Raw genomic sequence first — 22,202 nt, 5'->3', positions numbered from 1 at the left:
TGGGGTCCGGCCGAGCGATACGGTGCGAGCGTTTCCACACGCGATAATCAGGGTCGACCAGAACGGGTTACAGCAGCGGCTTGAACACTTGGATCATCGCACTCTCAGGATTCAGGTCTGCCCCCATCAAAAGAGCGGAATCCAATAGTCACAATACTCGCCCTCTCACCTAGACTTAACTACTATTACAAGACGGCAAGAAGTTCGGTGAAAAGAGATAGTGAACTTAGTTAGGGTTGTACGTAGTGATCACGTTGTCACTACCATCGTACACACCGATGATTTGGATTTCATCACTGTCGCTGAAGTCGCAAGATTGGTCGCCACCGTTGTTTATCGTTCCGTCATCCGTTTCTAAGACGAACGTGCCTCCGACATCTGTCCCCATGTCGTAGGGAAGGTCACCACCGTTCGAACAGTCACTACTGGAAACGGTTGTTCCCACTTGAATCTTGTCTGCTCTTTCAACAGAATTGATAGTGATAGTCACTTGATCACTGTCTTCATTAAAGTCCATTCCAGCCTGTGCGTTTGCACCTTGGCTCTGACCCAGGTCCAATACGAATGCTGCGATCACAGCTGCGAGAATAACTGTGATCGCAACCATTAGGATAACACCAATAACAGGTGATACTGCTCTCTCTTCTGAATCCCCAATGAGATTCATTTTTATTTGTTTTCCGTCCATATTTTAGCCCTCAACATCGTATTGGGTAATCACGTTCTCGTTCCCGTCCGTAGTCCCAGTAACGGTAATCGTTTCACCGCTGCAGTCATTAGAGGTGAGAGTTGCTGTGTCTCCCGCGCTAGGTGAACTCAGATCCTTAGTATCACCACACCCTTCGACAGTAATTGAATCTGCTCGTTCGACGGAATTCACCGTTGCCACTACTTCAATATCGCCAGATGCCTCCTCATTCTCGTCAAAGGACAATCCAGCTTGTGCATTTGCACCTTGGCTTTGGCCAAGGTCCAACACGAACGCCGCAATCACGGCCGCAAGAATGACCGTAATTGCGACCATAAGAATAACTCCAATGACTGGCGATACTGCTCGTTCGTCTTCGCTTCCGATTAACTTCGGTCTGAGTTGTGTTGCGTCCATAGTTTCGAATCACCGCACAGCACCGTCCTGAACGGTAGGAAAACTTATTCCCGACCCAGTGGTTGGGTCAGTTGGCGCATGGGGGCTGGGGGTCCGACCCTGCACCTACGTTTTCCCTCATCCGTTCGTCGGATGCTGATATCACTACCAGCCCATTTGGACCATATATAGGTATGGGATCGTGAGAGTCAGAGCTAGTGAAAACTATCGCGATCGATTTCATAGCTGATAATCAAGGGCCACTGGAGGGGTTACAGCACGGGCTTGAAGCCGTGCCGTCTCGCGATTAGCGCAAAACGTAGGACTCTACTAACGTTCTCAGCCGACAATTGTAATCTAAAATCATAAACAATCCCAACCAACCTATGGTGGTCCTCCAGTAACATGTTCTTCCGCTCGAGCGTAAAATTCCTATGGGTTTGCAGTAGATATAAGTTCGGGCGTATCGACAATTCGAACGGAAGCCAGTCTCCAACCGAGAATGCGATGGGGGCGCGCATCGAAATGCCCCGGGTGCTACAGACACCCGAGACTCGGCTTCCAAGGCGGTTAGCCTTCGAAAGCCATGTTCGGCTACATTCTACCGGGATATAAACGTCCCGCACGACGGTGGAATCAACCCCGAACAGTGCCCACGCCCCCGCGGAGGCGACCATGACCGACGACGCCGCCTCAAGCGCGGCCGATGACGAGCGACCGGTCCCAGACTGCCCCCGCTGCGGTCGGCCCGTCTGGCTTATGACCGTCTCCGGCCCCGGGCCGGGGATCGCCTCCCCTTGTGGCTGTCCCGTTCCGCCGGACCTCCAGCTCGAGGGGACGGACTGACGCCCGCGGGATCGGCAGTTCCCGACCGACGACAACCGTATTCGATTTTTTGAGTGCTACCGATTACCGCCACTACGAGTTTGGATTGTTCTTTTCGCCTCGTGACATCATCCAGAAGGTAAGAAGAAAACATGCGCCTATCGCACTACCTACTTGCTCGCCTGTGACCTCGGGATACACGAATATGGATAGAAGAGCGCCAATGCCGACTAAGACTACAATCGGGAAGACGACCTTTTCCCCAGGTGCCAGCCCATACCAGAACGACGTTTTCTTCTTTTCTTGTCTTGTACCCTGAGGCTTCGATTGCTGATCACATTGTGAGCAAATGATCGGGTCGCCACCAAGCTCTTGATACCGAGATGGACGGAGACGAAGGCCGCGCCCACAGTTTTCACAATCGGTATGAATTAAGCAATCAGGACAGTACGGATCAGAGCCGTACTTCTGAAAGTATCCCGTATTAACTTCGAAGGTGCGTCCACACTGATTGCACTCAACCTTCGCAACGCTCATGTGACCTCTTGTTGCTAGTACGATGTTATAAATCTACGTCGTCTACTCAGCATCAAAGACGGTCGCGGACCCGACTTCGAACGTCATCACTCGCATCGATCGCGTCTTGGCAATCTCCCAACGCTGCTCGAGCGTAAGATTATCACGCTTAAGGGTCTGAAAAGCGCCTTGAACGAACTTCGGTACGTCGTCATCACCACAGCAGTGGACCCGATCCTCGTCATCACCGAAGACACGACGGAAGCGGTCTGTAACGTGGGCCCACAGTGCTGGTACGTCGAGTGATTGACCGACGGCAACGGTGCGACCGTCACGCCGACCACCTCCGGATAACCTGCCGGATACGTGGTAATATATAGAAATATAGAATTGGATTTTCGGCCGGCCCAGGAGTACGAGCCGCTAATAGTTGAACACTTGAAAAAATTTCGAGTGGGACCACGGTCACGGCAAAGCCGTTCCCTGCTCCCACGTTTCGCTCCTCACGTCACGGCGGTCGCGTCGCTCCCTCGTTCGTTGCGTCGCGAAAAGTGGGACCGCCGAGAATTGAACTCGGGTCCTACGGACCCCATCCGCAGAGGATACCACTACCCCACGGTCCCGCACGTGAACCGATGGCCGTCTGCCGCTTAAGGGTGTCGTTTCGAGGTCGGTGCGGCATCCAGTTTCACCCCTAGACGAGGACTCGCTCGAGGTCGACGACGACGCCCTCGTCGGCGTCCGGACTCGCGACGAGTTCGCCCAGACAGACCGCCGCGTCGTCGGGCGTGTAACAGGCGACCAGCGACCCCTGCTCGATTCCGTCGTCGGCCTCGATGACGCCGGGGCCGTAGACCGGCGCCCCCTGCGCGATTTCGCGGGCGGCCGACTCCGCGACCACGACGCTGGGGATCCCCTCGAGGATCCGTTCGGCGGGATCGACGACGTCGAACAGCGGCTCGGGGTCGTCGTCTTCGACCCAGAAGGCCAGCGCATCGAGGAAGTCGTGGGCCGAGTGCAGTGTCCGGTCGTCGAACGGATCGGTGGCGGTCCGACGCAGGTGGCCCATGTGTCCGCCGGTGCCGAGTGCCAGCCCCAGATCGTGACACAGTTTGCGGACGTAGGTGCCGCTCTCACAGCGGATCCGCAACAGGAGCCGGCGGTCCTCGGCTTCGAGAACCTCGAGATCGTAGATTTCGCGCACGCGCAGGCGACGCGCGACGGCGCTTTTCCGCGGCGGCTTCTGATAGATCGGCCCCTCAAACTCGGCGACGACCGATTCCGCGTCGGCCGGCACCGGCGCGTGGCACTCGAGGACGGCGGTGTACTCCTTTGCCCCCTCGAGGAAGACCTGTGCGAGGCGGGTCGCATCGCCGAGCATGACCGGCAAGCAGCCGGTTACTTTGGGATCGAGCGTCCCCGCGTGGGCGGCGCGATCGATCGTCGCCGCCCCCTGATCGGCGAGCGTCTCCGCGACCGCATCGCGGAGCCATCCACTGACCTGATGCGAGGACGGACCGGGTGGCTTATCGAGATTGACGACGCCGAAGGTGAGCAGGTCGGCGGGCGAGCGCTCCGCCGGTGGGCCACGGAGGCTCATTCGAAGCCGTTCTCGAGTTCGACGCGTGCTTTCCCCTCGTCGCCGTTGGCCGCGTAGCGTTCGACGGCGGTGACGAGCATATCGAGGACCGCCTCGGGCTCCCAGCGGGCCGTGTTCACCGATAGATCGTAGATCGTCAGGTCCCGGATATCGATGCCGTAGTACTCCTGATAGCGCTGGGCCTCGCTGGCCTCGCGGGCCTTCGTCTCCTCGGTTGCCCGGGCCGGGTCCTTCTCCTCGCGCTCGGCGATACGTTCGCCGCGGACTCGCGCCGGTGCGTCGAGCCAGAACCGGAAGTCGGCCTGGTCGCCGGCCAGCCAGCCGGCGAGTCGCGACTCGAGGACCAGATCGTCTTCCTCAACGGCGATCTCTCGCAGTCGCCGGTCAAGATCGCGATCGATCTCGTCGTTTTCCTCGGCAAGTTTGTTGAACTCGAGGGGAGTATACCCCCGCTCGTCGGCGAGTTCGCGGAAGATGTCGCCGCCGCTGACGTGGTCGAGATCGAAGGCATCGGCGAGCAACTCCGCGGTCGTACTCTTCCCGCTACCCGGCGGGCCGGAGACGGTGAGTAACATACCTTATCTGGGGAGGGTGGCACTAATGAGACTTTTCGTCTCCGCTGTCGGCGGAATTCCGACGACGGTGGACGTTCGATCCGAAGCGCAGTGTGGCCGGCCTACGACGGGGACATGTTGATGTCCAGTGCCTTCCGGATGAGCTGGTTGCAGGCCATCGAACACAGGAAGTACCAGAAGAGCCATACTGGGATGAATCCCTGCAAGCGGTCGCCCCACGAGACCTCGCCGGCGAGCGGGATAACGACCATCTCGCTGCTGATCCCGCCGTACATCTTCCAGTACATCCACAGGAACATCGGGATCGTAAAGAGCATGATCCAGACCATCGGCCGGAACTGCTCTTTGAACATGCCGAGGTTGTCGGCCATGGCTTCCATCTGCTCTTCGCGTGCGCGCTCGATCTCGTTCTCGAGGCGTTCGATCTCGGCCTCGCTCGCGCCGCGTTCCTCGGCCTCCTTTTTCTCCTGTCGGAGGTCCTTCTGCTCTTCCTGAACGGCTTTCATCCGTTCCTGATATTTCGCCATAATCTCGGGGTTCATCAGGTTCGCCTGGAGCAGCGAGGAGTAGAGGCCGGTGATCAGTGCAACCGAGAGGATCACGGCGTAAAACGGCAACGCCGCGTCGAGCGGGCCGAGCGCGAGGTCGAGCGTACTCCCGACGACGTTGCGGATCGAGTCGAACCAGTAGCCGGGCATCAACAGCAATGCGCCGACGCCGGCGAGTTTGTCCCACTGTGACCAGCTCGATTGCTCCTCGTCGATCTCGATGTCGGCGGCCGCGCTTCCGCCGTCACCGTCGCCGTCGAGCGCCCGATCGAAGGCCTCGCGATCGGCGATTTCGAACCCGTCGTCGCCGTCGACTAGAACGCCTTTTTCGATCAATCGCCCCCACTGGCCGCTCGTCAGGTCGTCGCTGACGTCGGCCCATTGAACCTCGCCGCCGTTCCTGTCGGCTTCCTCGCGGATGGCCTCGAGGGCCGCCGCCATCGAGGAATCCTCGCGGACGAGGGCGTCGATCTTTTCGGCTGTACGCGTCATCTGCTTGGGCTAGGGCACGTCGGCTATACAAGTGTTTTTCTTCGGTACTCCCGTGAGGACGGACCGACGATCGGCCGATCGGTGAGCCATACCGACGTCGGAACACTTCCACCGGTCGACGGCTCCATTCGGCGGGTTTGGAGCGACATAAACGGTTTGATCGGTCGAACGTTTTATCATAAGGTTTCCCGAACGGGTAGAGTGTATAAATGGGCTTCCGAAGAGTTGACGGACCGGCCGATCCGTCACAGCGGGGACAAAGCGCGATACTCGCGCTTGTATTGCTGATCGGAATGGTCGCGACGATCAGCGTCGGCATTCTGCTCGTCGCCGGGGACGTTATGACCAGCACGGAACAGCAGGCCGAAAGCGAACGCGTCGAACAGGCGTTCGTCGAGTTGAGTAAACAGATGGCGACGGTATCGAAAGACGGCGATGCACCGAAGTCGATGACGTTCGATGCCGGCCAGAAGGGGGCAGTTACGAGGACTGCGACCGGTGAGATCACGATAAAAGCGAGAAACGTAAACGAGACCCTCACAATGGGATCGATCGAATACGAGGGCGACGACGGGAGCATCGTCGCCTATCAGGCCGGCGGCGTCTGGCGAGAGACAGGTAATCAGACGCGGATGATTTCACAACCGTCTATCGCCTACAGCGCTGAAGAACAAACTCTTTCGTTGCCCGTGACCACTGTCAGTGGTGAACGCGAACTCAGTTCGGGCGAAGTAGACATTCGTCACAATGGTACGGACCCGGTCCGGAACACAACCGTCGTCGAGGACGATACCGTCACGCTCGAGATCACGAGCAAGTACTATCGCGGCTGGGAGTTGTACTTCGAAGAGGAGGTCGGCGACGCATCTGTCCGGAACGTCACGCAGCTCGAGGGAGACAAGGGATACGTGAAGGTCGAACTCGGCCTGCGTGACCTCGAAGGGGCGTTCAATACTGGCGTTGCCGTTTCTGAAGAAGACGGGTACGATGTCGGCGGAAATCCGAATTCAGTCGACGGTGTCCAAAGCGGAACGTCGTACCCAGAAATCGGTGACGTTATTCGAGATCTCGTAGAGAGACATTCCGGAAACAATGAGACAAAGAACTGGTCGGATGTTGAGACTGACCTGTCGAGCGAGACATATTACGCCGACGGTGATGTTACCGTAGATGACGAAGTCGAGTTTACCCTCACAGAGGGCGACGCGACACTGATAATAAATGGAAGCCTGAATGTAAATAGTGGCGGACTATCGGTCGATTCCAATGGAACAGATAATGTTTTGAAAATATATACTACTGAAAATGTGAAAATATCGGGCGGAGAGGTCGCATCGGACGGTGGGAGTGCTAAGAACATACAACTGTACGGTACCCCCGACATGTCGTTTTTCATGGGGGGAGGGACTTTCGAAGGCGTGGTCTATGCACCGAGTAACGATTGGGATGGTACAAACGAGGTCGCTAACGGAAACTGTGACGTAGGATCGGTAGGAGATGCACAAGCCTGTTTACGTTCCAACCCGGATTTCACGGGTTCGATTGTTACTTCCTCAGTATACGTACAAGGGGGAGGTGGAAACGGGGAGGACAAAGACAAAGACAAGAATAAAGACAATAAGGGGAACCTCAACTTCAATTGGGATCCCGAACTCAAGGGATACGGACCTAGTGTGTATCCCGAAGAAGGATACGTTCTGCCGCCGAATATCACCCACCTCAACGTCGCGGTCCACACGCTAGACGTGAAAAATAAGTGACTGTCTCAGTGGGTTACGCGGTGTCTTCGATCGTCGCCTTGACTTCGTCCCAGACCGCATCGGGGGCCTGCTCGCCGTCGATCCGCTCTAAGTCGCCTTGCTCGTCGTAGTACTCGATGACCGGCTCCGTGTTCTCGTGGAAGACCGACAGTCGCTCCCGGACCGTCTCCTCGGTGTCGTCGTCGCGTTGCTCGAGTCGGTCCTCCACTTCGGGGTCCTCGGGCGGGTTGTACTCGACGTGGTAGATGTCGCCCGTCTCGGGGTCGAGTCGCCGGCCGGTCAGCCGGTGGACGAGTTCCTCTTCGCCGACGTCGAGATAGAGGACGACGTCGAGGTCGGTCATGTCTTTGAGTTCCTCGGCCTGCTCTAGGTTCCGCGGGTAGCCGTCGAGGACGAAGCCGTCGGCCTGGCTGAGTGCTTCGTCGACGATCGCGTTGACGACGTCGTCGGGGACGAGTTCGCCCTGGTCCATGTATTCGCCGGGCGTGTCGTACTCGGTGTCCATGTCGGAGATGTCCATCTCCTTGTTCGACCGCAGGGCGTCGCCGGTCGTGATGTGATCGACGCCGAACTCCTCGGTGATCTTTGCACTCTGGGTGCCCTTCCCTGCCCCGGGCGCACCGAGGATCAGGATTCGTGGCTGTGCCATACGACACCGTTTACGGGCGTCACATAAAGTCTTAAAGAATCGGGCACGTCCATCGGTGTATGACCCGCTTCGACGCCGCCGAACCCGCCGAGCGACGGAAACTGTACGTCGACGCTATCACCGCTCATCGTGATCGAAACAGCGCGTTTTGTACCTTCGAGGTCGACGAGACTGCACTCGAGGCCGACGCTGGATCGGAAGACACCACGACCGACGAGGCGACCACCGATCCGGGCGTCCCCTGGATTCAGTTCGGTGACGGGACGATCAACCTCGATTGTACCGACGCGGAACTCGAGTCGGTAAAGTCCCGCCTTGAGGCGTTCCCTGCGTTCAAGATCGACGATCTCCACCGTCCCGAGGAGGCCGAGGGAGTCAACGTCCGGATCAGCGCGAAAGCGGATCCGAACCGGATCGCACAGTTTCTCGACGACGTCTTCCTCGAGGTGTACGAGCTGCCGTCGACGGTGCGGGTCTGGGTGGTCGAAATATAAGCGCGGGAGCGAACTGAAGCGATTGCATTCCGGTTTGATCGGCTCCGTTTCGCGTCCCCACCGGCACTGGAAGCGAACACGTTCGTCAAAAGCCACATATCGAAGAGTAACATGTAGACAATACGACACGATAGCAGTCTATCGGCGACAGAAAGAAGGGTATCGGGCCCAACCCCACAGTGATGAATCGAGACAGTTGGTGGTCGTGTCGTCGCCCGAAACGGGGATCGGACGTTGCGACCGCCAGACCGTATCAGTCGGGCGGTTTCCAAATAGATAAGTGCCCTCAGCAATCATCCTCCGACATATAACCGGCATTCAAAAGAGATGAACACACTCTACAGCGCACTCATCGCACCGATGCAGCGGACCCGCGTCGACGTGTTCGAGAATATCTTCCTGGTATTCCTCGGACTCGGGACGCTCGTCGGCATCGTCGTGGTCGCATACACTTTGTACAACGCGTACAAGTACCGCGACACCGGCGAGCCTGCGGGCGACGACGAGGATCTGCCATCGGTCGGGGAGTTACCGACGGGCGGAAAGGGCGGCAAGAAACTGTTTCTCTCGTTCGGCATCAGCGCCGTCATTGTCATTTCGCTGGTGATCTGGACGTACGGGATGTTGCTGTACGTCGAGGATCCGGGCACTGACGACGCGCAGGATTCGATCGAGGTCGAAGTTACCGGAGAAGGCTTCGCCTGGTTCTACGAGTACGAGAACGGGATCGAGGCAAGTGGAACGTTGCGAGTGCCCGCGGGAGACCGTGTCTGGTTGCAGGTAACGTCGGGTGACGTCTGGCACAACTTCGGCATACCCGACCAACGGGTGAAAGCCGACGCGATCCCCGGCGAATACGACAAGACGTGGTTCCAGGCCGACGAACCCGGCGAATCCGAGATCGAGTGTTTCGAACTCTGTGGCGAGTACCACACCTCGATGGTCGGGACGCTTCAGGTCATGGAGGAAGACGAGTTCGACCAGTGGATGGACAACCAGCTGACGATGCAGTTCACCATGGTCGACGGAAACGAATCCCGAGTCACCGAGGGCTACGAGCTGACCCTCGAGCATCAGGAGAACGACTCCATCGAGGACCGTAGCTTCACGGCCGAGGAGTTCGACAACGGCACGATCGAGATCACCGACATCGAACAGGCCGGCCAATACAACGTGACGATCGAGTCGACCAACGGGCAGTTCGAGACGGTCGAAGACCAGTTCGACATGACCGGTCCGGTCGACGAGACCTACACGCTCGAGATGAACGAGAGTGAAAGCAATGCAAGCGAAACGAACGACGGAGGTGAGAACTGATGGGTGACCTTCCGCCGAAACGGTCGATCAAGCGGTGGCTGGTCACGACCAACCACAAAGACGTCGGTATCCTCTATCTGACGACGGCGATGTTCTTCCTGCTGTTCGGTGGCCTCCTTGCGCTGCTGTTTCGGGCCCACCTGTGGCAGACCGGCGGCACCGGACTGCTGACGAACGACCAGTACTACCAGGCCGTGTCCGGACACGGACTCATCATGGTCTTCTGGTTCCTCTCCCCGATCGCAAGCGGCTTCGCTAACTACTTCGTGCCGCTCCAAATCGGTGCGAAGGACCTCGCGTTCCCCCGACTGAATGCGCTGAGCTACTGGTTTTACCTGTTCTCCGGCATTCTGATGGGGGTTTCGTTCTTCCAGGGTGGCTCGTTCTCCGGCGGCTGGACGATGTATGCCCCACTGAACGTGCCAACCTATACCCCGGCGATGGAGGCGATGACCGGCGGTAACGCAATGGTCCTTGGCTTGGTCTTGTTCTGTATCTCCATCACGATCGGGACGGTGAACTTCCTGACTACGATGCACCGATCCCGTGCGGAAGGACTCGGTCTCTGGAACATGCCGATGTTCTCGTGGTCGTGGCTGCTGACCGCTTGGATGATGCTGTTTGCGTTCGCAGCACTGCTGGCGGCCGTGCTACTGCTTTCGGTCGATCGGCTGTTCCTCACGCAGTACTTCGCGACTGATCAGGGCTCGAGCCTGCTGTGGGCGCATATCTTCTGGTTCTTCGGCCATCCGGAGGTGTATATCGTCTTCTTCCCGGCTCTGGGGATCATGTTCGAGACGTTCCAGACGTTTACCGGACGCCGACTCGTCGGCCGGAAGTGGGTCATCATCGCGATGGTCCTCGTGGCCGTTCAGTCGTTCCTCGTCTGGATGCACCACATGTTCCTGTCGACGATCAACCTCCCGATCAAGACCCTGTTCATGGCGACGACGATCGGGATCTCGTTGCCTTTCGACCTGATGGTCTTCGCGCTGATCTACACGATGGTCAAGGGGCGGGTCCGCTTTACGACGCCGTTCCTGTTCTCGCTTGGTGCGCTCGTGTTGTTCATCCTCGGTGGTATCACGGGCGTGTTCCTCGGCGCCGTCGTGCTGGACTACGAGTTCCGTGGCACCTACTGGGTCGTCGCTCACTTCCACTACGTGATGGTCTCGGGCGTCACGGCACTGATGGGCGGCATCTACTACTGGTGGCCCAAGATCTCCGGGAAGATGTACTCCGAACGGCTCGGAAAGCTCAACTTCGCCGTCTATTTCATCGGGTTCAACCTGCTGTACTTCCCGATGTTCATGGCCTGGGAGACGCCGCGTCGCGTCTTCCACTACGGCGAGGGCGCACAGTTCTACCACCAACTGGCGACCGTCGGCGCGTTCGTGTTCGGGGCTTCGTTCCTGATCATGTTCTACACGCTCGGGAAGAGCCTGATCTCCGGCCCCGACGCGCCCGATAACCCGTGGACCTACTCCCGGACCGCAGAGTGGGCGATCCCGTCACCACCACCGCTCGAGAACTGGACCGACCGGCCCAGCTACGCCAGCGGCCGCCTCGAGTTCGTCGACGATACTGCCACCGCGACCGACGGCGGCGTCGCACAGGAAGCGACCAGTGCAGCGACGAGCCACGAGGAGGAACACGCCGACCACGCCAGTATCTGGCCGCTCGGTATCGGTGTCGCGACGTTTACGTTCTTCCTCGGACTCAGCGGTATCACGCCGTACGTCTTCTCGTTCGTCGAGTCGCATATCCACAGCGAGGTCGGTAACTTCGTGACGCTCGATTCGGCACCCGCACAGAACATCATCTATCCGGCCCTCATGGTTCTTGGAGTGGTGATGCTCGGGGTCTCGCTGTTCCAGTTCGGCCGCGAACAGTTCGACGCACCCGAGATGGCGGTCGCCGAACGGTGGCCCTTTGGCGGTGTCAGCAACCAGAAGATGGGCGTCTGGGTCTTCCTGGCCTCGGACGTCGTCGTCTTCGGTGCCGCCATCGGAGCGTATCTCTTCATGCGCATCCACATGGGCTGGGACGCATGGCATCTCGATGCCATCACCGAGGCCGGCCTGTTCAACACCTACGTCCTGCTGACCTCGAGTTTCACGGTCATCCTCGCACATGTGATGGCCGAGCGCGAGAACAAGAAGGGACTGCTCGGCGCACTGAGCGCGACGGTCCTGCTTGCCCTCGTGTTCATGGGCGTCAAGGCCTTCGAGTACAGCAGCAAGTTCGCTGACGGTCACTACTGGTTCAGCGGGATCGAGTACTCGTTGTACTTCGTGACGACCGGGCTCCACGCCCTGCACGTCATCCTCGGGGTTCTGGTCGCGCTGTTCATGATCTACCGTGTCGTCTCGGTGGATGCCTACCTGGAGGACCACGCACCCGTCGAGTCCTTCGGACTCTACTGGCACTTCGTCGACATCGTCTGGGTCTTCCTGTTCCCGCTGTTCTACCTGATGTAAAGCCCGCGCCGACGCGGGCTTTCGCCGTGCGGTCGTGATTTTGCGTTCGAACGGTTACGGGCAATCGTACAGTTTCGATGCTTCCTGTCGCCGATACCGATTGGCAAGTAGCTCTCGCCACCACTAGCACCACGTACCTCGGGCCCGTACTGCGAGTATGAGCGCGGCCATTCCGGTAACCGTGATCACCGACGAGAGCGAACGCGTCATCGAAGTAGCGTCCGGCACGATCCTTCGGGATGCGCTGCTCGAACACGGGTTCCCCGTTTACGGAACGGTCTCACGGGTTGCCAACTGCGGAGGACGGGGACTGTGTTCGACCTGCACTGTCGAGGTCGACCCCGCACCGGAACCGACCCACTGGCACGATGCCGCGGCGGTCCGGTTCGGCTATCCGCGGCTCTCCTGTTGTCTCACGGTCGAGGAGCCGCTGACAGTCCGTTGTCTCGACAAGCACGTGTGGGGACAGATCCTCCCGCGTCGGCCTTCGTCGAAGTCCTGACTGCGTGTCGTCGACCGACAGCCGGCCGCGGTTACCGGTCGCCCGGTCGATACCGAACCAGAACGACGAGGCCGAGACAGACCGCGAGCAACGCGACGCTCCCGATGACGGCCACAGTCGAGAACGAGTCGCCACCGGGTTCGGTATCGCTCGAGCCGTCGGTGGTCGGGCGGCTCGTTCCGCGAACGGGTGCGATCGTGTCCGCGGCAGCGCTGGCGTCGACGATGCCCGCGCCGTAGCGAGTCGCGATCGTCTCGCTGTCGGCGTCAGCGGGCACTCGAGCGGTCCGGGTGAGCGCGGCTTCGATCTCCGTCGGCGTCGCATCGGGTGCGATCGATAGCAACAGGGCGGCCGTCCCGGAGACGTGTGGCGTTGCCATGGACGTTCCCGGAAGCGACTCGTACCCGCCGCCAGGGGTGGCGCTCGTGACGGCGACACCGGGTGCGACGACGTCGGGGACGGTGTATGACGACGGGGCCGTCCAGTCAACCGAGGATCCGACCCACTCCTCGCGGGCGATGCGTTCACCGCCCGAGAACGGTGGGACGGTCCCGGTCGAATCGACCGCGCCGACGGTGAGCGTTTCGTAGACGTTGCCCGGGCTCCCCGAGGTGTCTGGCCCTTCGTTACCGACCGCGCCGACGACTACGACGCCACTCGCCCGCGCGTTTCGAACCGGATCGATCAGCTGAGCGTATCGGCCGGTCGCCCCGAAGCTCATGCTGAGGACGTCGGCGTCTCGCTCGACGGCCCACTCCATTCCGGCAACGATCTGGGCGAACGTGCCGCTCGTCTCATTCAGAACGAGCCCGTGAAGCAACTCGGCGTCGGGGGCCACGCCGATGGCGGTCCCGCTCGCGGCCCCGCCGGCGACCGTCCCGCTGACGTGGGTCCCGTGGACGGCGGTGTCGTGTGGCACCGACTCGACCCGCTGCCCGGTCGCGTCGAACTCCGCCCAGCCGCCGGGATAGGTCGGATCCGACAGGTCCTCGGTCGCGAGGTCGATATCGGGGTGGTCCGGGTCGACGCCGGTGTCCAGTACCGCGACGCGGACGCCCTCACCGCGGGCGTCGTACTCGTCCCAGACAGCGGGTGCGTTCACCTGCGCGAGCCCGTTCGTCGTTCGCGACGCGCCCGCGGTCGCTGCCGTCGTCGCGGTCGGCCCTGATGCCGTCGCGTTCGCGCGTGACGGCGGCTCGGGGACCGAGACCACGATGTTCTCGTGAACCGCCTCGACCGCGTCGAACCGGTCGAAGGTCTCGTACGCTACCCGTCCGGTGTCGACCTCGAGGACCACGGCGTTGGTCAGCCAGAAGCGCTCTTCGACGGCCAACCCCCGTCTGTCGTCGGCGTACTCGAGCAGGGGGTCCTGCGTTGCCTCGGCGTGGGCCTCGAGCCGTCGTTCGGCCTCGGCGTCGCTTACACCGTCGGGAACAGTCGGCTCGGTGAGCCTGACGACGACCTCGACAGTGGGGCCGTCGGTCGGCAACTCGTCGTCGATGACGATCGAGTCGTCCGCAGCGGCCGTTCCGGGGTCGGCGGATCCGGCCACCCCGAGGGCAAACGGGGTGCTGAGGGAGACGAGCAGAAGGAAGACGATGATGAGAGTTCCGAGGGCGTCCGGGCGAGGGAAGCCAGCGACCATGTGACCAGTACTGTGTAATCAGCGGGCAAAGAGATTCTGGATACCGAACTGGTCGGCAAACGGTACGATCTACCCGGCCCAGACGAGCGCGTAGATGAACGTAAACAGGAAGTAGACGAGAAACACCGAAATAGCGGTCTTGAAGTGGAAGGTAAACAGGTCGTACTCCTCGTCGTCGCGTTCCTCGTCGAAGGCCTCCTGCTCCGCGTCCGTACACTCCTCGGCGTGTTCGACCCCGACGTGGAAGGTGGCGTAGCGGTCGGACCGAAACGGCCGCCCGCAGTACGGACAGGTCGCTTCCGGGCCGTCCGTCGGCACCTCGTACTCCGGCTCGAGCGCGCGTTCGGTCGCCATTCGGTCGGTCGTTACGGCGGCGCGAAGAAGTGATTGCCGGTTCGGAACCCCGCACCGACCGACGGATCATCACAACGGCTCGTCGATCGGACGGGCCGTCAACTCGGGACGTAGGGCGGGCTCATCGAGCCCTGCGAGACGAGATATAGACTCGCCATCGTGAAAAAGATCATCACGATGATCAGCGGGTACTGGCTCCTGATCGACTGCAGCTTTCCGGGAAACAGGTCGAAGGAAACGGTGTGGCTGACCCACACCGCGAGGACGTGACCGAGCAGGATACCCGCGATCTCGACGTAGCCGAACCAGCCCGGCAGGGCATAGCGCGTCGGGTTCGGCGGCGGGTTCAGCGGCATCGCCACGGCGTCGACCAGCGACGGCCACAGCGAGAGCCCGAAGCCGACGTAGTGTGCGAGGTGGTAGCCGGCCGCGATGGCAAGCAACGGGGCCGCGAGTCGCAGGCCGAGATACTCCCGTGAGAGATACGTCTCGGCTCGCTCACGGGTCCGATCGATCGCGATCCAATAGACCTTCCAGAAGGCCGCGAACCCGCCCGCCAACAGCGCCAGATAGACCAGTTCCGGCGGCAGGCCGATCCCGACCAGCGCCTCGATCGTTCGGACGCCGACCGGCGTGACGATGAAGCCGCTGTAGGTCAGCTCCCAGACCAGCGCCAGCACGAAGGCCACGAGCGACCGGTCGGTCACGAGGTCGGACTCGCTCAAGCGCGCGCCCGGAAACCGCAGCTCGAGTCCGTCGTCGGTCCGCTGGATCGGGGCGACGGCCCCGTAACACCGGAACCACAGCGACAGCGGATCCCCGCGACGGAACCACGTCTCAGGGGAGAACACGGCCGCGCCCGAGAGGGTAAACAGCGAGTACATGACGATGACGAACGTCAACACCACGGGCGACGACGTCAGCGGCGCGACCACCTCGAGCCAAACGAACGCTAGCAGGGCGATTACGGCGGGCCAGGAACGGTAGGCCTCCGGGTAGGGCTCACCCGCGCTCGGCAGCGCCTCGGCGATCCGTCGCCAGGGGTTCAGCGCGGGCCAGGGGTTCCCGACCGTGTACGTGACGATCGTCAACAGCGCGCGGCCGCCGGCGAAGGTCACGAGAACCGTCGCGCTGACCAGCCCGATGTTCGGTCCGAGGACGCCGACGACGAGAATGCCGGCCAGTCCGAGGAGTCCAACGACGCCAAGCAGCAGGCCACCGGCAGACTCCAACCGCTTTGCAGACGACTCGAGGGTGCGATCGTGATACGCCCCGATGACCTCCCGGTCGGTGACGAGCATGGTCAACAGCGCCGAAGCCCCGACCGCGCCGCCGCCGGTCGCGAGGTAGAGCCACGTCGGCACGGAGACGTCGCTGCCGCCGGTGAGACCGGCGGCGACGTTGCTGGCGGCGGCGACGCCGGCACCCACAGCCAGCGTGACGAACGCGACTGCGAGGCCGATACCGAACCGGCGGACGAAAGCCGACCGTCCACTCATTGGCGGCGATTTGGGCTGGTCGTGCATCTACGTGTCGTTTCCAGTTCCCGGGTACCGCCCACGGCGAGCGGTGGCTACGTCGCGGGGGCACGTTCCGTTTGGGGTCATATGAGGAAGGTATAAGTATCCGTCGCCCACATTCACCACCAATGGCGAGCATTCGGACGTACAGCCTGATTTACGTGGCACTGCTACTGCTGGCTACGGGGAAGTTCGTTTTCTTCCACTTCCCGGACATTTTCACCTACGAGATGGCAATAATCGGGACGATGATTCTGGCGGCCATCAAGGTCTCGTTGATCGCCGGCTACTTCCAGCACCTGAAAGACGAACCCCGCTCGATCACCTACATGATGCTCACCGCGGCGTTCATGGTCGTCCTGCTGACCCTCGCTGCTGGGTACTCGATTCAGTAACCGCGCCGTCTCGTCGCAACGATCGGGCACGTCCTTTCTCCCGCCGCTCGGGCGGGATTCGTATTCGTCTTTAGCGTCGCTCGAGTAACCTCTCGACTGTCACAGCCACGTTCAAACTCGACAGCACCGATTGGTTCTGGAGCCTACGAATCCGGACAGCACCGTTTTCCACGAGGAGATGGACTGGGTGACAGAGGACCGAAATTGGTGCCACGACCGACTGAGAGCGCCGGGTACCCGTTCTCAACGTTCGGTACGGACGGCAAACGAGCGCGGTTTCACGTTGCCGAGTTGTATTACTGAGGGTCCCCGAGGCCGAGTTCGATCGTCCCGGTCCATTATCCGTCACTCGGCTCGAACCCCGGCAGCCTGACGACGGAATCCGCCACCCGCTCGGGAGTACGACCCCAACTGCGTCGCGGAGACAGTCGAGTCGGTCATCGGTTTATACTGACGCTTGCTGATTCCCTGAAAAAGCCGTCTCGACGGCGCTTCGGTGATGTACCGCTCGCGGTGGATCGTCTCGGCTAGAGAAAGAGCTACACATGCAGAATCGACCCGGCTCGACCCTATCGTTCGGTCCGGATCGGGTACGAGAAGCAGCGAGCCTCGAGAAGAGCGTCGCTATCGGACGGTGAAAACGAGGAAAGGCAGGTCGTCGGGATACGGCGAACGGTTTACTCGTTGCCGAACATCTGGCGCATCATCGGGTGCATCTCCATGAGCTGTTCCTCGGCGATCTCCTCGTACAGCTTGTACGTGATCGAGACCGCGAGCAGCAGCCCCGTCCCGGAGACGGAACCGATGGTACCGAGCATGTTCGCCCAGACGGCCAGCAGGCCGACCAGTGCGCCGCCGATGACGGTCACTTGCGGAATGTACCGCTCCATGACCTTCTCGATGACGCCGACGTTCTGTCGGAAGCCGGGGATCTGCATCCCGGAGTTCTGGATCTGCTTCGCCGTCGATTCGGGCCCCATGTCGGTCGTTTCGACCCAGAAGATGGCGAAGATCGCACCGCCGACGACCATGAACGTGACGTCGATACCGATGCGGATCAGCACTTGCCACCACTCCTGGGAGACGTTCGCCGTGAACCACATCCAGTCCTGCGGCGAGTAGATCGGCGACACGTAGTAGAAGAACCCGCCGTCGGGCTGGCCCTGCGAGTAGGTACCGAGCCAGGCGGGCATGCCGCTCCACTGCCGGTTGAGGATCTGGCCCATGAACTGGACGTTCGCCTGCACGGCGCGAACGAGGATCATCGGCAGGACGCTCGCGTAGATGAGCTTCACGGGGAAGCGACCGCGAGCGCCTTTGACGCGGGCGTGACTCAGCGGAATCTCGACGCGGACCGACTCCGCGTAGACGACGATCCCGAAGATCAGCAGCGTCGTCAGTAGTGCGATGAGCTGTCCCTCGCCGATCAGCAGCGTCTGGAGTCCGCTCGCCGAAACGAGCGATCCGACGTCGACCTGACCGGTCAGGATGCGATACCAGTCAAAGAGGAACCCGCCCTGTGCGGGCTGGACGAGCCCGGTGACCAGTCGCTGGCTCACGCCGGCGATGATGAACAGGCCGATCCCGCTCCCGACGCCCCACTTGCTGACGACCTCGTCCATGTAGAGGATGAGGATCCCCCCGACGAGGATCTGGGCGAACATCAGGAGCTGAACCTGCGTTCCCTCGAGAGCGAGGCCGCCGAGCTGCAGCGTTTGCTGGGCTGGCAGGAAGCCGCCGGCGAACACCATCGGAAGCCCGGTCAGGATCACCATCATGACCACCAGCAGCTTCTGGAGCCCCTGATAGAGGACCTGGTCCCGCGGATCGTCGGTGTCGAGTCCGAGCAAGTTCGCCCCGCCGAGCAACTGTAAGACGATGCTCGCGGTGACGATCGGGCCGATACCGACCTGCAGCACCGACCCCTGTGAGCCCGCGAGGATCGCGCGGAACTCGCCGAAGAGGTCGTTTGCCCCGCCGGACTGCAGACCGAGCAGCGTGACGTTCGTCAGGAAGAAGTACAACATGAGGATGCCGGCCGTCCACATCAGCTTCCGCTTGAAGGGGACGTGCCCCTCCGGACGGCGCACTGCTGGCATCCGCGTTAGGACCGGTTCAGCGGCTTCCTTCCATCCCATATGTTAGTCCTCGTCCCGTTTGTCGTCGGCGTCGTCCTCCTGTGCGCGCTCCGTGAGGACGGCCTCGCCGCCAGCGGCCTCGAGCTTCTCTTCCGCCGCGTCGGAGAAGGCATCAGCCGTAACGGTCAGTTCGTTGCGAACCTGTCCCGAACCGAGGACTTTCACTTTGTCGACCTCGTGGCCGTCCTCGACGATATCGCGAGCGTCGAGGGCGTAGCCACCGTCGGCCTCCTCGGCGAGGTCCTCCGCGACGTAGAGGATCGCGTCCTCGTCTAACTTCTGGACGTCGATCTCCGCGACCGTCTCGCGGATGTCGTGGGGACGCTTGAAGCCGTGTTTGCCCTTCGGTTCGTAGTTGTGGAACTCGTGTTTGCTGCGCCCGGCACGGCCGCGACCACCGCGGTGGCCCGCACCGCGTCGGTTCTTGTGGGAACCGCCGCTGTGGGTCCGCGATCCGCGCTGGCGTCGTTTTTTGCTCGTCATGGTTATCGCATCGATTCTAGCAGGTCGTTAATCTGCCCCGTTGTATGCTTTCCGAGTTGGCCGCCCTCGATGGTCGGCTTCTTGATACCCTCGTGACCCCCCCGCGGTGGGTGGAGTCGAAGCGTCGGTGACAGTCCTTCGTCACGAAGGGTCGTCTCCTCCGCCAGGAGCGCGTCGGCCAGTTCACCGAAGTCGTCGTACTCGGTGTTGTCGGCCAGCCACGCTTCGTCGACATCTGCCTGGTCGCCCTCGAGGGGTTCGGCTCGCTTTGCGAGCAGCGTCTCGAGGACGTCGGCGTCGGGTTCGCCGTGGGCGACGTAGTCGTTTACCTTCGCGATCATCCCCTCGTAGGCGTCGGTCTCGGGGACGAGCGCGCAGTGGTTGACGCTGTGGATGTTGAGCATCTCCAGCGTGTCCTGGACGTCGTCCTGTCGGTTCACTTCGCCGCGAACCTGCACGATCGCCTTCATCACTCGCTCACCTCGGCTTCCTCACGGTTGGGTCGACGGCGCGGATGCCGCGACTGGGAGGCGTTTTCGAGTGCGTTGTAGGTCGCTTTCGCGAGGTTGACCGTCGTTCGCGTGTTGCCGTGGCTCTTCGTCCAGGCGTTCTCGATGCCAGCCAGCTCGAGGACGTGACGGACGGTGTCGCTGGCGGCCAGCCCCAGCCCTTCGGGGGCGGGGATGAGTTCGACCTCGACGGAGCCGGCTTTGCCGGTCGTCCGTCGGGTCAGCGAGTGTGGCCGGTCCGAACGGTCCTCCCAGGAGCCCGAGCCGCGGGGCACCTGGATCATGTTCAGCTTCGCGATACCGATGGCCTTCTGGATGGCGGAGCCGACCTGATCGTCGCGGCCTTCCGCGTAGCCGATGAAGCCGTCGCGGTTGCCGACGGCGACGACACAGCGGAACTTCACGCGTCGCCCGGAGTCGGTCATCCGCTGGACCATGTTGATGTCCAGTACTTCGTCTTCCAGTCCGGGGAGGAGCTGGTCGACGAGTTCGGGCTCCTTCAGCGGGAGGCCCGAGTTGAGGGCGTCCTCCATCGTCTCGATGTCGCCCTCCTGAACCATTCGGCCGAGACGGGTAACCGGTTCCCATCCGCCGTCGTTGTAGTTGTTTCCACTCATTCTAGGATCTCCTCTCGTACCTCGTCGAAGTGTTCGGGGAGGTCAGTCGCGTCGAACTCGCCGCTGTAGAGCGGCTCGTCTAGCTGCTCGGCGTACTCGGCGATGTGTTCGCCGCGAGTGCGCGACCAGTCCGCCAGTACGCTGTCGTTGTGCGGGATCTCGAGGCCGGCGTCGATCGCCCCCTCCTGGACCGCAAACACCTTGTTGCCCGGCGTCGCGGTGTTGAGGCCGATGTCCAGCACTGCCTCCTCGATCCCGGCCTCGACGGCTCGCTGGCCGGCCAGCAGGCCGGTCAGATACGCCGCCGAAATGTTGCTCGTGGGTGCGTCCCAACCGTACTCCTCTAGATCGCTCGAGTGTGCGCTTGCGAGCGTCTCGTCTCCCTGAGGTCCGGGAGTGATCAGCTGCGCCGTAGTATGCTTGTTGCTCTTGCGAGCGACGAGGCGGGGCTTGCCCGATTTCAGCAGGCGCAACCTTTGGTGGTAGTCCGTCCGGACCTCACGGCGACGCCGCATCGGTACTTTGTATCGTGGTCCTGTCGCCATTATTGGTCACCGTAGTTGTCGTCGATGTAGTTCAACAGGTACCGGACGCTACGGAACTCCCCACCGCCAGCCTTCTTATAGAGCTCGCGGTACTGCGTGGGCGAGAGTTCGCCCTTGTCGCGGAGTTCACGCAGCTTCCGACGCTGTGCGCGAATCTTGTCCTGCCACTCGTCTTTCTCGTTCTGGCGTGCGCCCTTCTTGCCGCGGCGCTTGCCCTGGCCCTTCTGGTGGCCGTAGGCGCGTTTCGCGTTGCGCTCGCGGGCGCGACCGCGGGAGTTGCCCGAGGGTTCGTCGGCCTGAATGCGTCCCTCGTCGACGAGTTCGCGGATCTCGTCGCGGGTGATCGCTTCGGCGATGTCACCCTGGGCGTCGGGGTCGAGCCAGACGCGGTTTTCGCCGACGTCCAAGACGTCGGCTGCCAGTCGCTTCTGTGCGGAGAGATCAGTCATCTGCTTCCACCTCGACTTCCTCGTAGGTCGGGTTCAGGACGCGGACGCCCTGCTCCTCTGCTTGCTCCTCGATGCGTTCGCGCTTGCGCGCGCCGACCGAGGAGGCGATCCGGACCGCTTCGCGGGAGCCGTCGACGCCCTCGAGGTCGTCCGTGTTCTCGACGTAGACTTCCTCGAAGCCGCTCGGGTGCTTCCCGCGGACTTCCGTCGGCGTACGGTAGCCGGCCTGGACCTTCGGGCCCTTGCCCTTGACGCCGCGGCGCTGCTTGGACAGCGTCCCGCGGGGTCGTCGCCAGGACTCCGGCGTCCGCTTTTTCTTGTGGTAGTCCTGCCGGTTGAACTGCGGCTTGCCCTCGCTTTTCCGTCGGTTGAGGAGTCGCTCCTCCTCCTCGGAGAGATCGGGCGTCTTCTCGGTCAGCCCGCGGGGCTGCAGTTCGGTTTCGACGTCTTCGTCCGGCTCTTCCTCTTCTGCGCCTTCGTCTTCGATCTCGGCCTCGGTCTCCTCGGTGACCTCGAGGTCACCGACGTCGGCCTTGATACGGGCCGCGAGCGCGTTACCGACGCCGTCGGCCTCGGCGAGGTCGTCCTGATCGGCTTCCTTGACGTCCTGGATGGACTCGAAGCCGGCGTCGCGTAGTGCGTCTGCCTTGCTCTCGCCGACGCCGCTGATGTCCTCGAGTTCCTGGGGTTCGTCGTCTGCCATCT

24 protein-coding genes, 1 tRNA gene and 1 pseudogene are annotated in these 22,202 nt (G+C 61.5%); 7 read left to right on the top strand and 19 right to left on the bottom strand.

The window, feature by feature from the left end; genetic code table 11:
* Positions 1-226 precede the first annotated feature (226 nt).
* Entirely contained in the window at positions 227-688 is a 462-nt protein-coding gene (locus NATPE_RS04445; protein WP_006179978.1) for a type IV pilin, read from the bottom strand.
* A gap of 3 nt (positions 689-691) precedes the next feature.
* Positions 692-1,105, bottom strand: coding sequence for a type IV pilin (locus tag NATPE_RS04440; RefSeq protein WP_006179979.1), 414 nt, complete (start codon positions 1,103-1,105; stop codon positions 692-694).
* A gap of 609 nt (positions 1,106-1,714) precedes the next feature.
* Here NATPE_RS04440 and NATPE_RS20985 point away from each other — a divergent pair.
* Positions 1,715-1,930: a hypothetical protein gene (locus NATPE_RS20985; RefSeq protein ID WP_081597625.1), complete on the top strand. Its 216-nt coding sequence runs from the start codon at positions 1,715-1,717 to the stop codon at positions 1,928-1,930.
* 72 nt (positions 1,931-2,002) lie between these two features.
* Here the strand turns inward: NATPE_RS20985 and NATPE_RS20980 are convergent, their stop codons facing one another.
* The 6 genes and pseudogenes from NATPE_RS20980 to NATPE_RS04415 form a co-directional block, all read right to left on the bottom strand.
* Positions 2,003-2,446 carry a hypothetical protein gene (locus tag NATPE_RS20980; RefSeq protein WP_006179981.1) on the bottom strand — a complete coding sequence of 148 codons (444 nt, stop codon included), beginning with the start codon at positions 2,444-2,446 and terminating at the stop codon, positions 2,003-2,005.
* A gap of 42 nt (positions 2,447-2,488) precedes the next feature.
* Positions 2,489-2,769: pseudogene (locus NATPE_RS22940) on the bottom strand (DUF7563 family protein).
* Between the two features lie 208 nt (positions 2,770-2,977).
* Positions 2,978-3,048, bottom strand: a tRNA-Pro gene (locus tag NATPE_RS04430).
* A gap of 71 nt (positions 3,049-3,119) precedes the next feature.
* Positions 3,120-4,025 carry an RNA-guided pseudouridylation complex pseudouridine synthase subunit Cbf5 gene (locus NATPE_RS04425; RefSeq protein WP_006179982.1) on the bottom strand — a complete coding sequence of 302 codons (906 nt, stop codon included), beginning with the start codon at positions 4,023-4,025 and terminating at the stop codon, positions 3,120-3,122.
* On the bottom strand, positions 4,022-4,600 hold the full coding sequence (cmk, locus tag NATPE_RS04420) for a (d)CMP kinase (RefSeq protein ID WP_006179983.1): 579 nt from the start codon (positions 4,598-4,600) through the stop codon (positions 4,022-4,024). Before cmk ends, NATPE_RS04425 begins: the two co-directional genes overlap by 4 nt.
* A 101-nt stretch (positions 4,601-4,701) precedes the next feature.
* A complete protein-coding gene (locus tag NATPE_RS04415; protein ID WP_006179984.1) occupies positions 4,702-5,640 on the bottom strand; it encodes a DUF106 domain-containing protein in 939 nt (312 codons plus the stop codon).
* A 209-nt stretch (positions 5,641-5,849) separates the two neighbouring features.
* Between NATPE_RS04415 and NATPE_RS04410 the strand changes: the two genes are divergently transcribed.
* Complete coding sequence (locus NATPE_RS04410; RefSeq protein WP_006179985.1) at positions 5,850-7,400, top strand: DUF7289 family protein; 1,551 nt, start codon at positions 5,850-5,852, stop codon at positions 7,398-7,400.
* Between the two features lie 13 nt (positions 7,401-7,413).
* Here NATPE_RS04410 and NATPE_RS04405 read toward each other — a convergent pair whose 3' ends face one another.
* Complete coding sequence (locus tag NATPE_RS04405; RefSeq protein WP_006179986.1) at positions 7,414-8,049, bottom strand: adenylate kinase; 636 nt, start codon at positions 8,047-8,049, stop codon at positions 7,414-7,416.
* A 59-nt stretch (positions 8,050-8,108) separates the two neighbouring features.
* On the opposite strand from NATPE_RS04405, the gene NATPE_RS04400 reads away from it, so the two are divergent.
* From NATPE_RS04400 to NATPE_RS04385, 4 genes are all read left to right on the top strand, one after another.
* The gene (locus NATPE_RS04400; RefSeq protein WP_006179987.1) at positions 8,109-8,543 is read left to right on the top strand and encodes a hypothetical protein; all 435 of its coding nucleotides are present in this window, start codon (positions 8,109-8,111) and stop codon (positions 8,541-8,543) included.
* A 327-nt stretch (positions 8,544-8,870) separates the two neighbouring features.
* Positions 8,871-9,860: a cytochrome c oxidase subunit II gene (coxB, locus tag NATPE_RS04395; protein ID WP_006179988.1), complete on the top strand. Its 990-nt coding sequence runs from the start codon at positions 8,871-8,873 to the stop codon at positions 9,858-9,860.
* Positions 9,860-12,340, top strand: coding sequence for a cbb3-type cytochrome c oxidase subunit I (locus NATPE_RS04390; RefSeq protein WP_006179989.1), 2,481 nt, complete (start codon positions 9,860-9,862; stop codon positions 12,338-12,340). Before coxB ends, NATPE_RS04390 begins: the two co-directional genes overlap by 1 nt.
* A 157-nt stretch (positions 12,341-12,497) precedes the next feature.
* On the top strand, positions 12,498-12,842 hold the full coding sequence (locus tag NATPE_RS04385) for a 2Fe-2S iron-sulfur cluster-binding protein (RefSeq protein WP_006179990.1): 345 nt from the start codon (positions 12,498-12,500) through the stop codon (positions 12,840-12,842).
* Between the two features lie 31 nt (positions 12,843-12,873).
* Here the strand turns inward: NATPE_RS04385 and NATPE_RS04380 are convergent, their stop codons facing one another.
* From NATPE_RS04380 to NATPE_RS04370, 3 genes are all read right to left on the bottom strand, one after another.
* Complete coding sequence (locus NATPE_RS04380) at positions 12,874-14,487, bottom strand: S8 family serine peptidase (protein WP_006179991.1); 1,614 nt, start codon at positions 14,485-14,487, stop codon at positions 12,874-12,876.
* Positions 14,488-14,556: 69 nt separating this feature from the next.
* Entirely contained in the window at positions 14,557-14,841 is a 285-nt protein-coding gene (locus tag NATPE_RS04375) for a DUF7410 domain-containing protein (protein WP_006179992.1), read from the bottom strand.
* A gap of 98 nt (positions 14,842-14,939) precedes the next feature.
* Positions 14,940-16,340 carry a hypothetical protein gene (locus NATPE_RS04370; RefSeq protein ID WP_006179993.1) on the bottom strand — a complete coding sequence of 467 codons (1,401 nt, stop codon included), beginning with the start codon at positions 16,338-16,340 and terminating at the stop codon, positions 14,940-14,942.
* A 149-nt stretch (positions 16,341-16,489) separates the two neighbouring features.
* Between NATPE_RS04370 and NATPE_RS04365 the strand changes: the two genes are divergently transcribed.
* Positions 16,490-16,756 carry a cytochrome C oxidase subunit IV family protein gene (locus tag NATPE_RS04365; RefSeq protein WP_006179994.1) on the top strand — a complete coding sequence of 89 codons (267 nt, stop codon included), beginning with the start codon at positions 16,490-16,492 and terminating at the stop codon, positions 16,754-16,756.
* 677 nt (positions 16,757-17,433) lie between these two features.
* Here NATPE_RS04365 and secY read toward each other — a convergent pair.
* Genes secY through NATPE_RS04330 form a run of 7 tightly spaced genes read right to left on the bottom strand, consistent with a single transcriptional unit; the run spans position 17,434 to position 22,200 of the window.
* Entirely contained in the window at positions 17,434-18,894 is a 1,461-nt protein-coding gene (gene secY / locus NATPE_RS04360) for a preprotein translocase subunit SecY (RefSeq protein ID WP_015298766.1), read from the bottom strand.
* 3 nt (positions 18,895-18,897) lie between these two features.
* Entirely contained in the window at positions 18,898-19,377 is a 480-nt protein-coding gene (locus NATPE_RS04355; protein WP_006179996.1) for an uL15m family ribosomal protein, read from the bottom strand.
* 2 nt (positions 19,378-19,379) lie between these two features.
* Positions 19,380-19,847, bottom strand: a complete 468-nt coding sequence (locus NATPE_RS04350; RefSeq protein ID WP_006179997.1) for a 50S ribosomal protein L30 — start codon at positions 19,845-19,847, stop codon at positions 19,380-19,382.
* Positions 19,847-20,503: a 30S ribosomal protein S5 gene (locus NATPE_RS04345; protein ID WP_006179999.1), complete on the bottom strand. Its 657-nt coding sequence runs from the start codon at positions 20,501-20,503 to the stop codon at positions 19,847-19,849. Before NATPE_RS04345 ends, NATPE_RS04350 begins: the two co-directional genes overlap by 1 nt.
* Entirely contained in the window at positions 20,500-21,048 is a 549-nt protein-coding gene (locus NATPE_RS04340; protein ID WP_006180000.1) for a 50S ribosomal protein L18, read from the bottom strand. The genes NATPE_RS04345 and NATPE_RS04340 overlap by 4 nt, the downstream gene beginning before the upstream one ends.
* Positions 21,048-21,497 carry a 50S ribosomal protein L19e gene (locus NATPE_RS04335; RefSeq protein ID WP_006180001.1) on the bottom strand — a complete coding sequence of 150 codons (450 nt, stop codon included), beginning with the start codon at positions 21,495-21,497 and terminating at the stop codon, positions 21,048-21,050. The genes NATPE_RS04340 and NATPE_RS04335 overlap by 1 nt, the downstream gene beginning before the upstream one ends.
* Entirely contained in the window at positions 21,490-22,200 is a 711-nt protein-coding gene (locus NATPE_RS04330; RefSeq protein WP_006180003.1) for a 50S ribosomal protein L32e, read from the bottom strand. The genes NATPE_RS04335 and NATPE_RS04330 overlap by 8 nt, the downstream gene beginning before the upstream one ends.
* Positions 22,201-22,202: the final 2 nt, after the last annotated feature.

It is taken from the genome of Natrinema pellirubrum DSM 15624, assembly GCF_000230735.2.
Classification (GTDB): domain Archaea; phylum Halobacteriota; class Halobacteria; order Halobacteriales; family Natrialbaceae; genus Natrinema; species Natrinema pellirubrum.
This window is presented reverse-complemented; position numbering and strand designations above follow the sequence as displayed.

Coding starts and splice junctions, on each gene's coding strand:
- NATPE_RS04365 (WP_006179994.1), top strand. CDS start 16,490: ATGGCGAGCATTCGGACGTACAGCCTGATTTACGTGGCACTGCTACTG.
- NATPE_RS04400 (WP_006179987.1), top strand. CDS start 8,109: ATGACCCGCTTCGACGCCGCCGAACCCGCCGAGCGACGGAAACTGTAC.
- cmk (WP_006179983.1), bottom strand. CDS start 4,600: ATGTTACTCACCGTCTCCGGCCCGCCGGGTAGCGGGAAGAGTACGACC.
- NATPE_RS04440 (WP_006179979.1), bottom strand. CDS start 1,105: ATGGACGCAACACAACTCAGACCGAAGTTAATCGGAAGCGAAGACGAA.
- coxB (WP_006179988.1), top strand. CDS start 8,871: ATGAACACACTCTACAGCGCACTCATCGCACCGATGCAGCGGACCCGC.
- NATPE_RS04385 (WP_006179990.1), top strand. CDS start 12,498: ATGAGCGCGGCCATTCCGGTAACCGTGATCACCGACGAGAGCGAACGC.
- NATPE_RS04330 (WP_006180003.1), bottom strand. CDS start 22,200: ATGGCAGACGACGAACCCCAGGAACTCGAGGACATCAGCGGCGTCGGC.
- NATPE_RS04370 (WP_006179993.1), bottom strand. CDS start 16,340: ATGAGTGGACGGTCGGCTTTCGTCCGCCGGTTCGGTATCGGCCTCGCA.
- NATPE_RS04415 (WP_006179984.1), bottom strand. CDS start 5,640: ATGACGCGTACAGCCGAAAAGATCGACGCCCTCGTCCGCGAGGATTCC.
- NATPE_RS04380 (WP_006179991.1), bottom strand. CDS start 14,487: ATGGTCGCTGGCTTCCCTCGCCCGGACGCCCTCGGAACTCTCATCATC.
- NATPE_RS04335 (WP_006180001.1), bottom strand. CDS start 21,497: ATGACTGATCTCTCCGCACAGAAGCGACTGGCAGCCGACGTCTTGGAC.
- NATPE_RS20980 (WP_006179981.1), bottom strand. CDS start 2,446: ATGAGCGTTGCGAAGGTTGAGTGCAATCAGTGTGGACGCACCTTCGAA.
- NATPE_RS04355 (WP_006179996.1), bottom strand. CDS start 19,377: ATGACGAGCAAAAAACGACGCCAGCGCGGATCGCGGACCCACAGCGGC.
- secY (WP_015298766.1), bottom strand. CDS start 18,894: ATGGGATGGAAGGAAGCCGCTGAACCGGTCCTAACGCGGATGCCAGCA.
- NATPE_RS04410 (WP_006179985.1), top strand. CDS start 5,850: ATGGGCTTCCGAAGAGTTGACGGACCGGCCGATCCGTCACAGCGGGGA.
- NATPE_RS04425 (WP_006179982.1), bottom strand. CDS start 4,025: ATGAGCCTCCGTGGCCCACCGGCGGAGCGCTCGCCCGCCGACCTGCTC.
- NATPE_RS04345 (WP_006179999.1), bottom strand. CDS start 20,503: ATGAGTGGAAACAACTACAACGACGGCGGATGGGAACCGGTTACCCGT.
- NATPE_RS04350 (WP_006179997.1), bottom strand. CDS start 19,847: ATGAAGGCGATCGTGCAGGTTCGCGGCGAAGTGAACCGACAGGACGAC.
- NATPE_RS04375 (WP_006179992.1), bottom strand. CDS start 14,841: ATGGCGACCGAACGCGCGCTCGAGCCGGAGTACGAGGTGCCGACGGAC.
- NATPE_RS04445 (WP_006179978.1), bottom strand. CDS start 688: ATGGACGGAAAACAAATAAAAATGAATCTCATTGGGGATTCAGAAGAG.
- NATPE_RS04390 (WP_006179989.1), top strand. CDS start 9,860: ATGGGTGACCTTCCGCCGAAACGGTCGATCAAGCGGTGGCTGGTCACG.
- NATPE_RS04405 (WP_006179986.1), bottom strand. CDS start 8,049: ATGGCACAGCCACGAATCCTGATCCTCGGTGCGCCCGGGGCAGGGAAG.
- NATPE_RS04340 (WP_006180000.1), bottom strand. CDS start 21,048: ATGGCGACAGGACCACGATACAAAGTACCGATGCGGCGTCGCCGTGAG.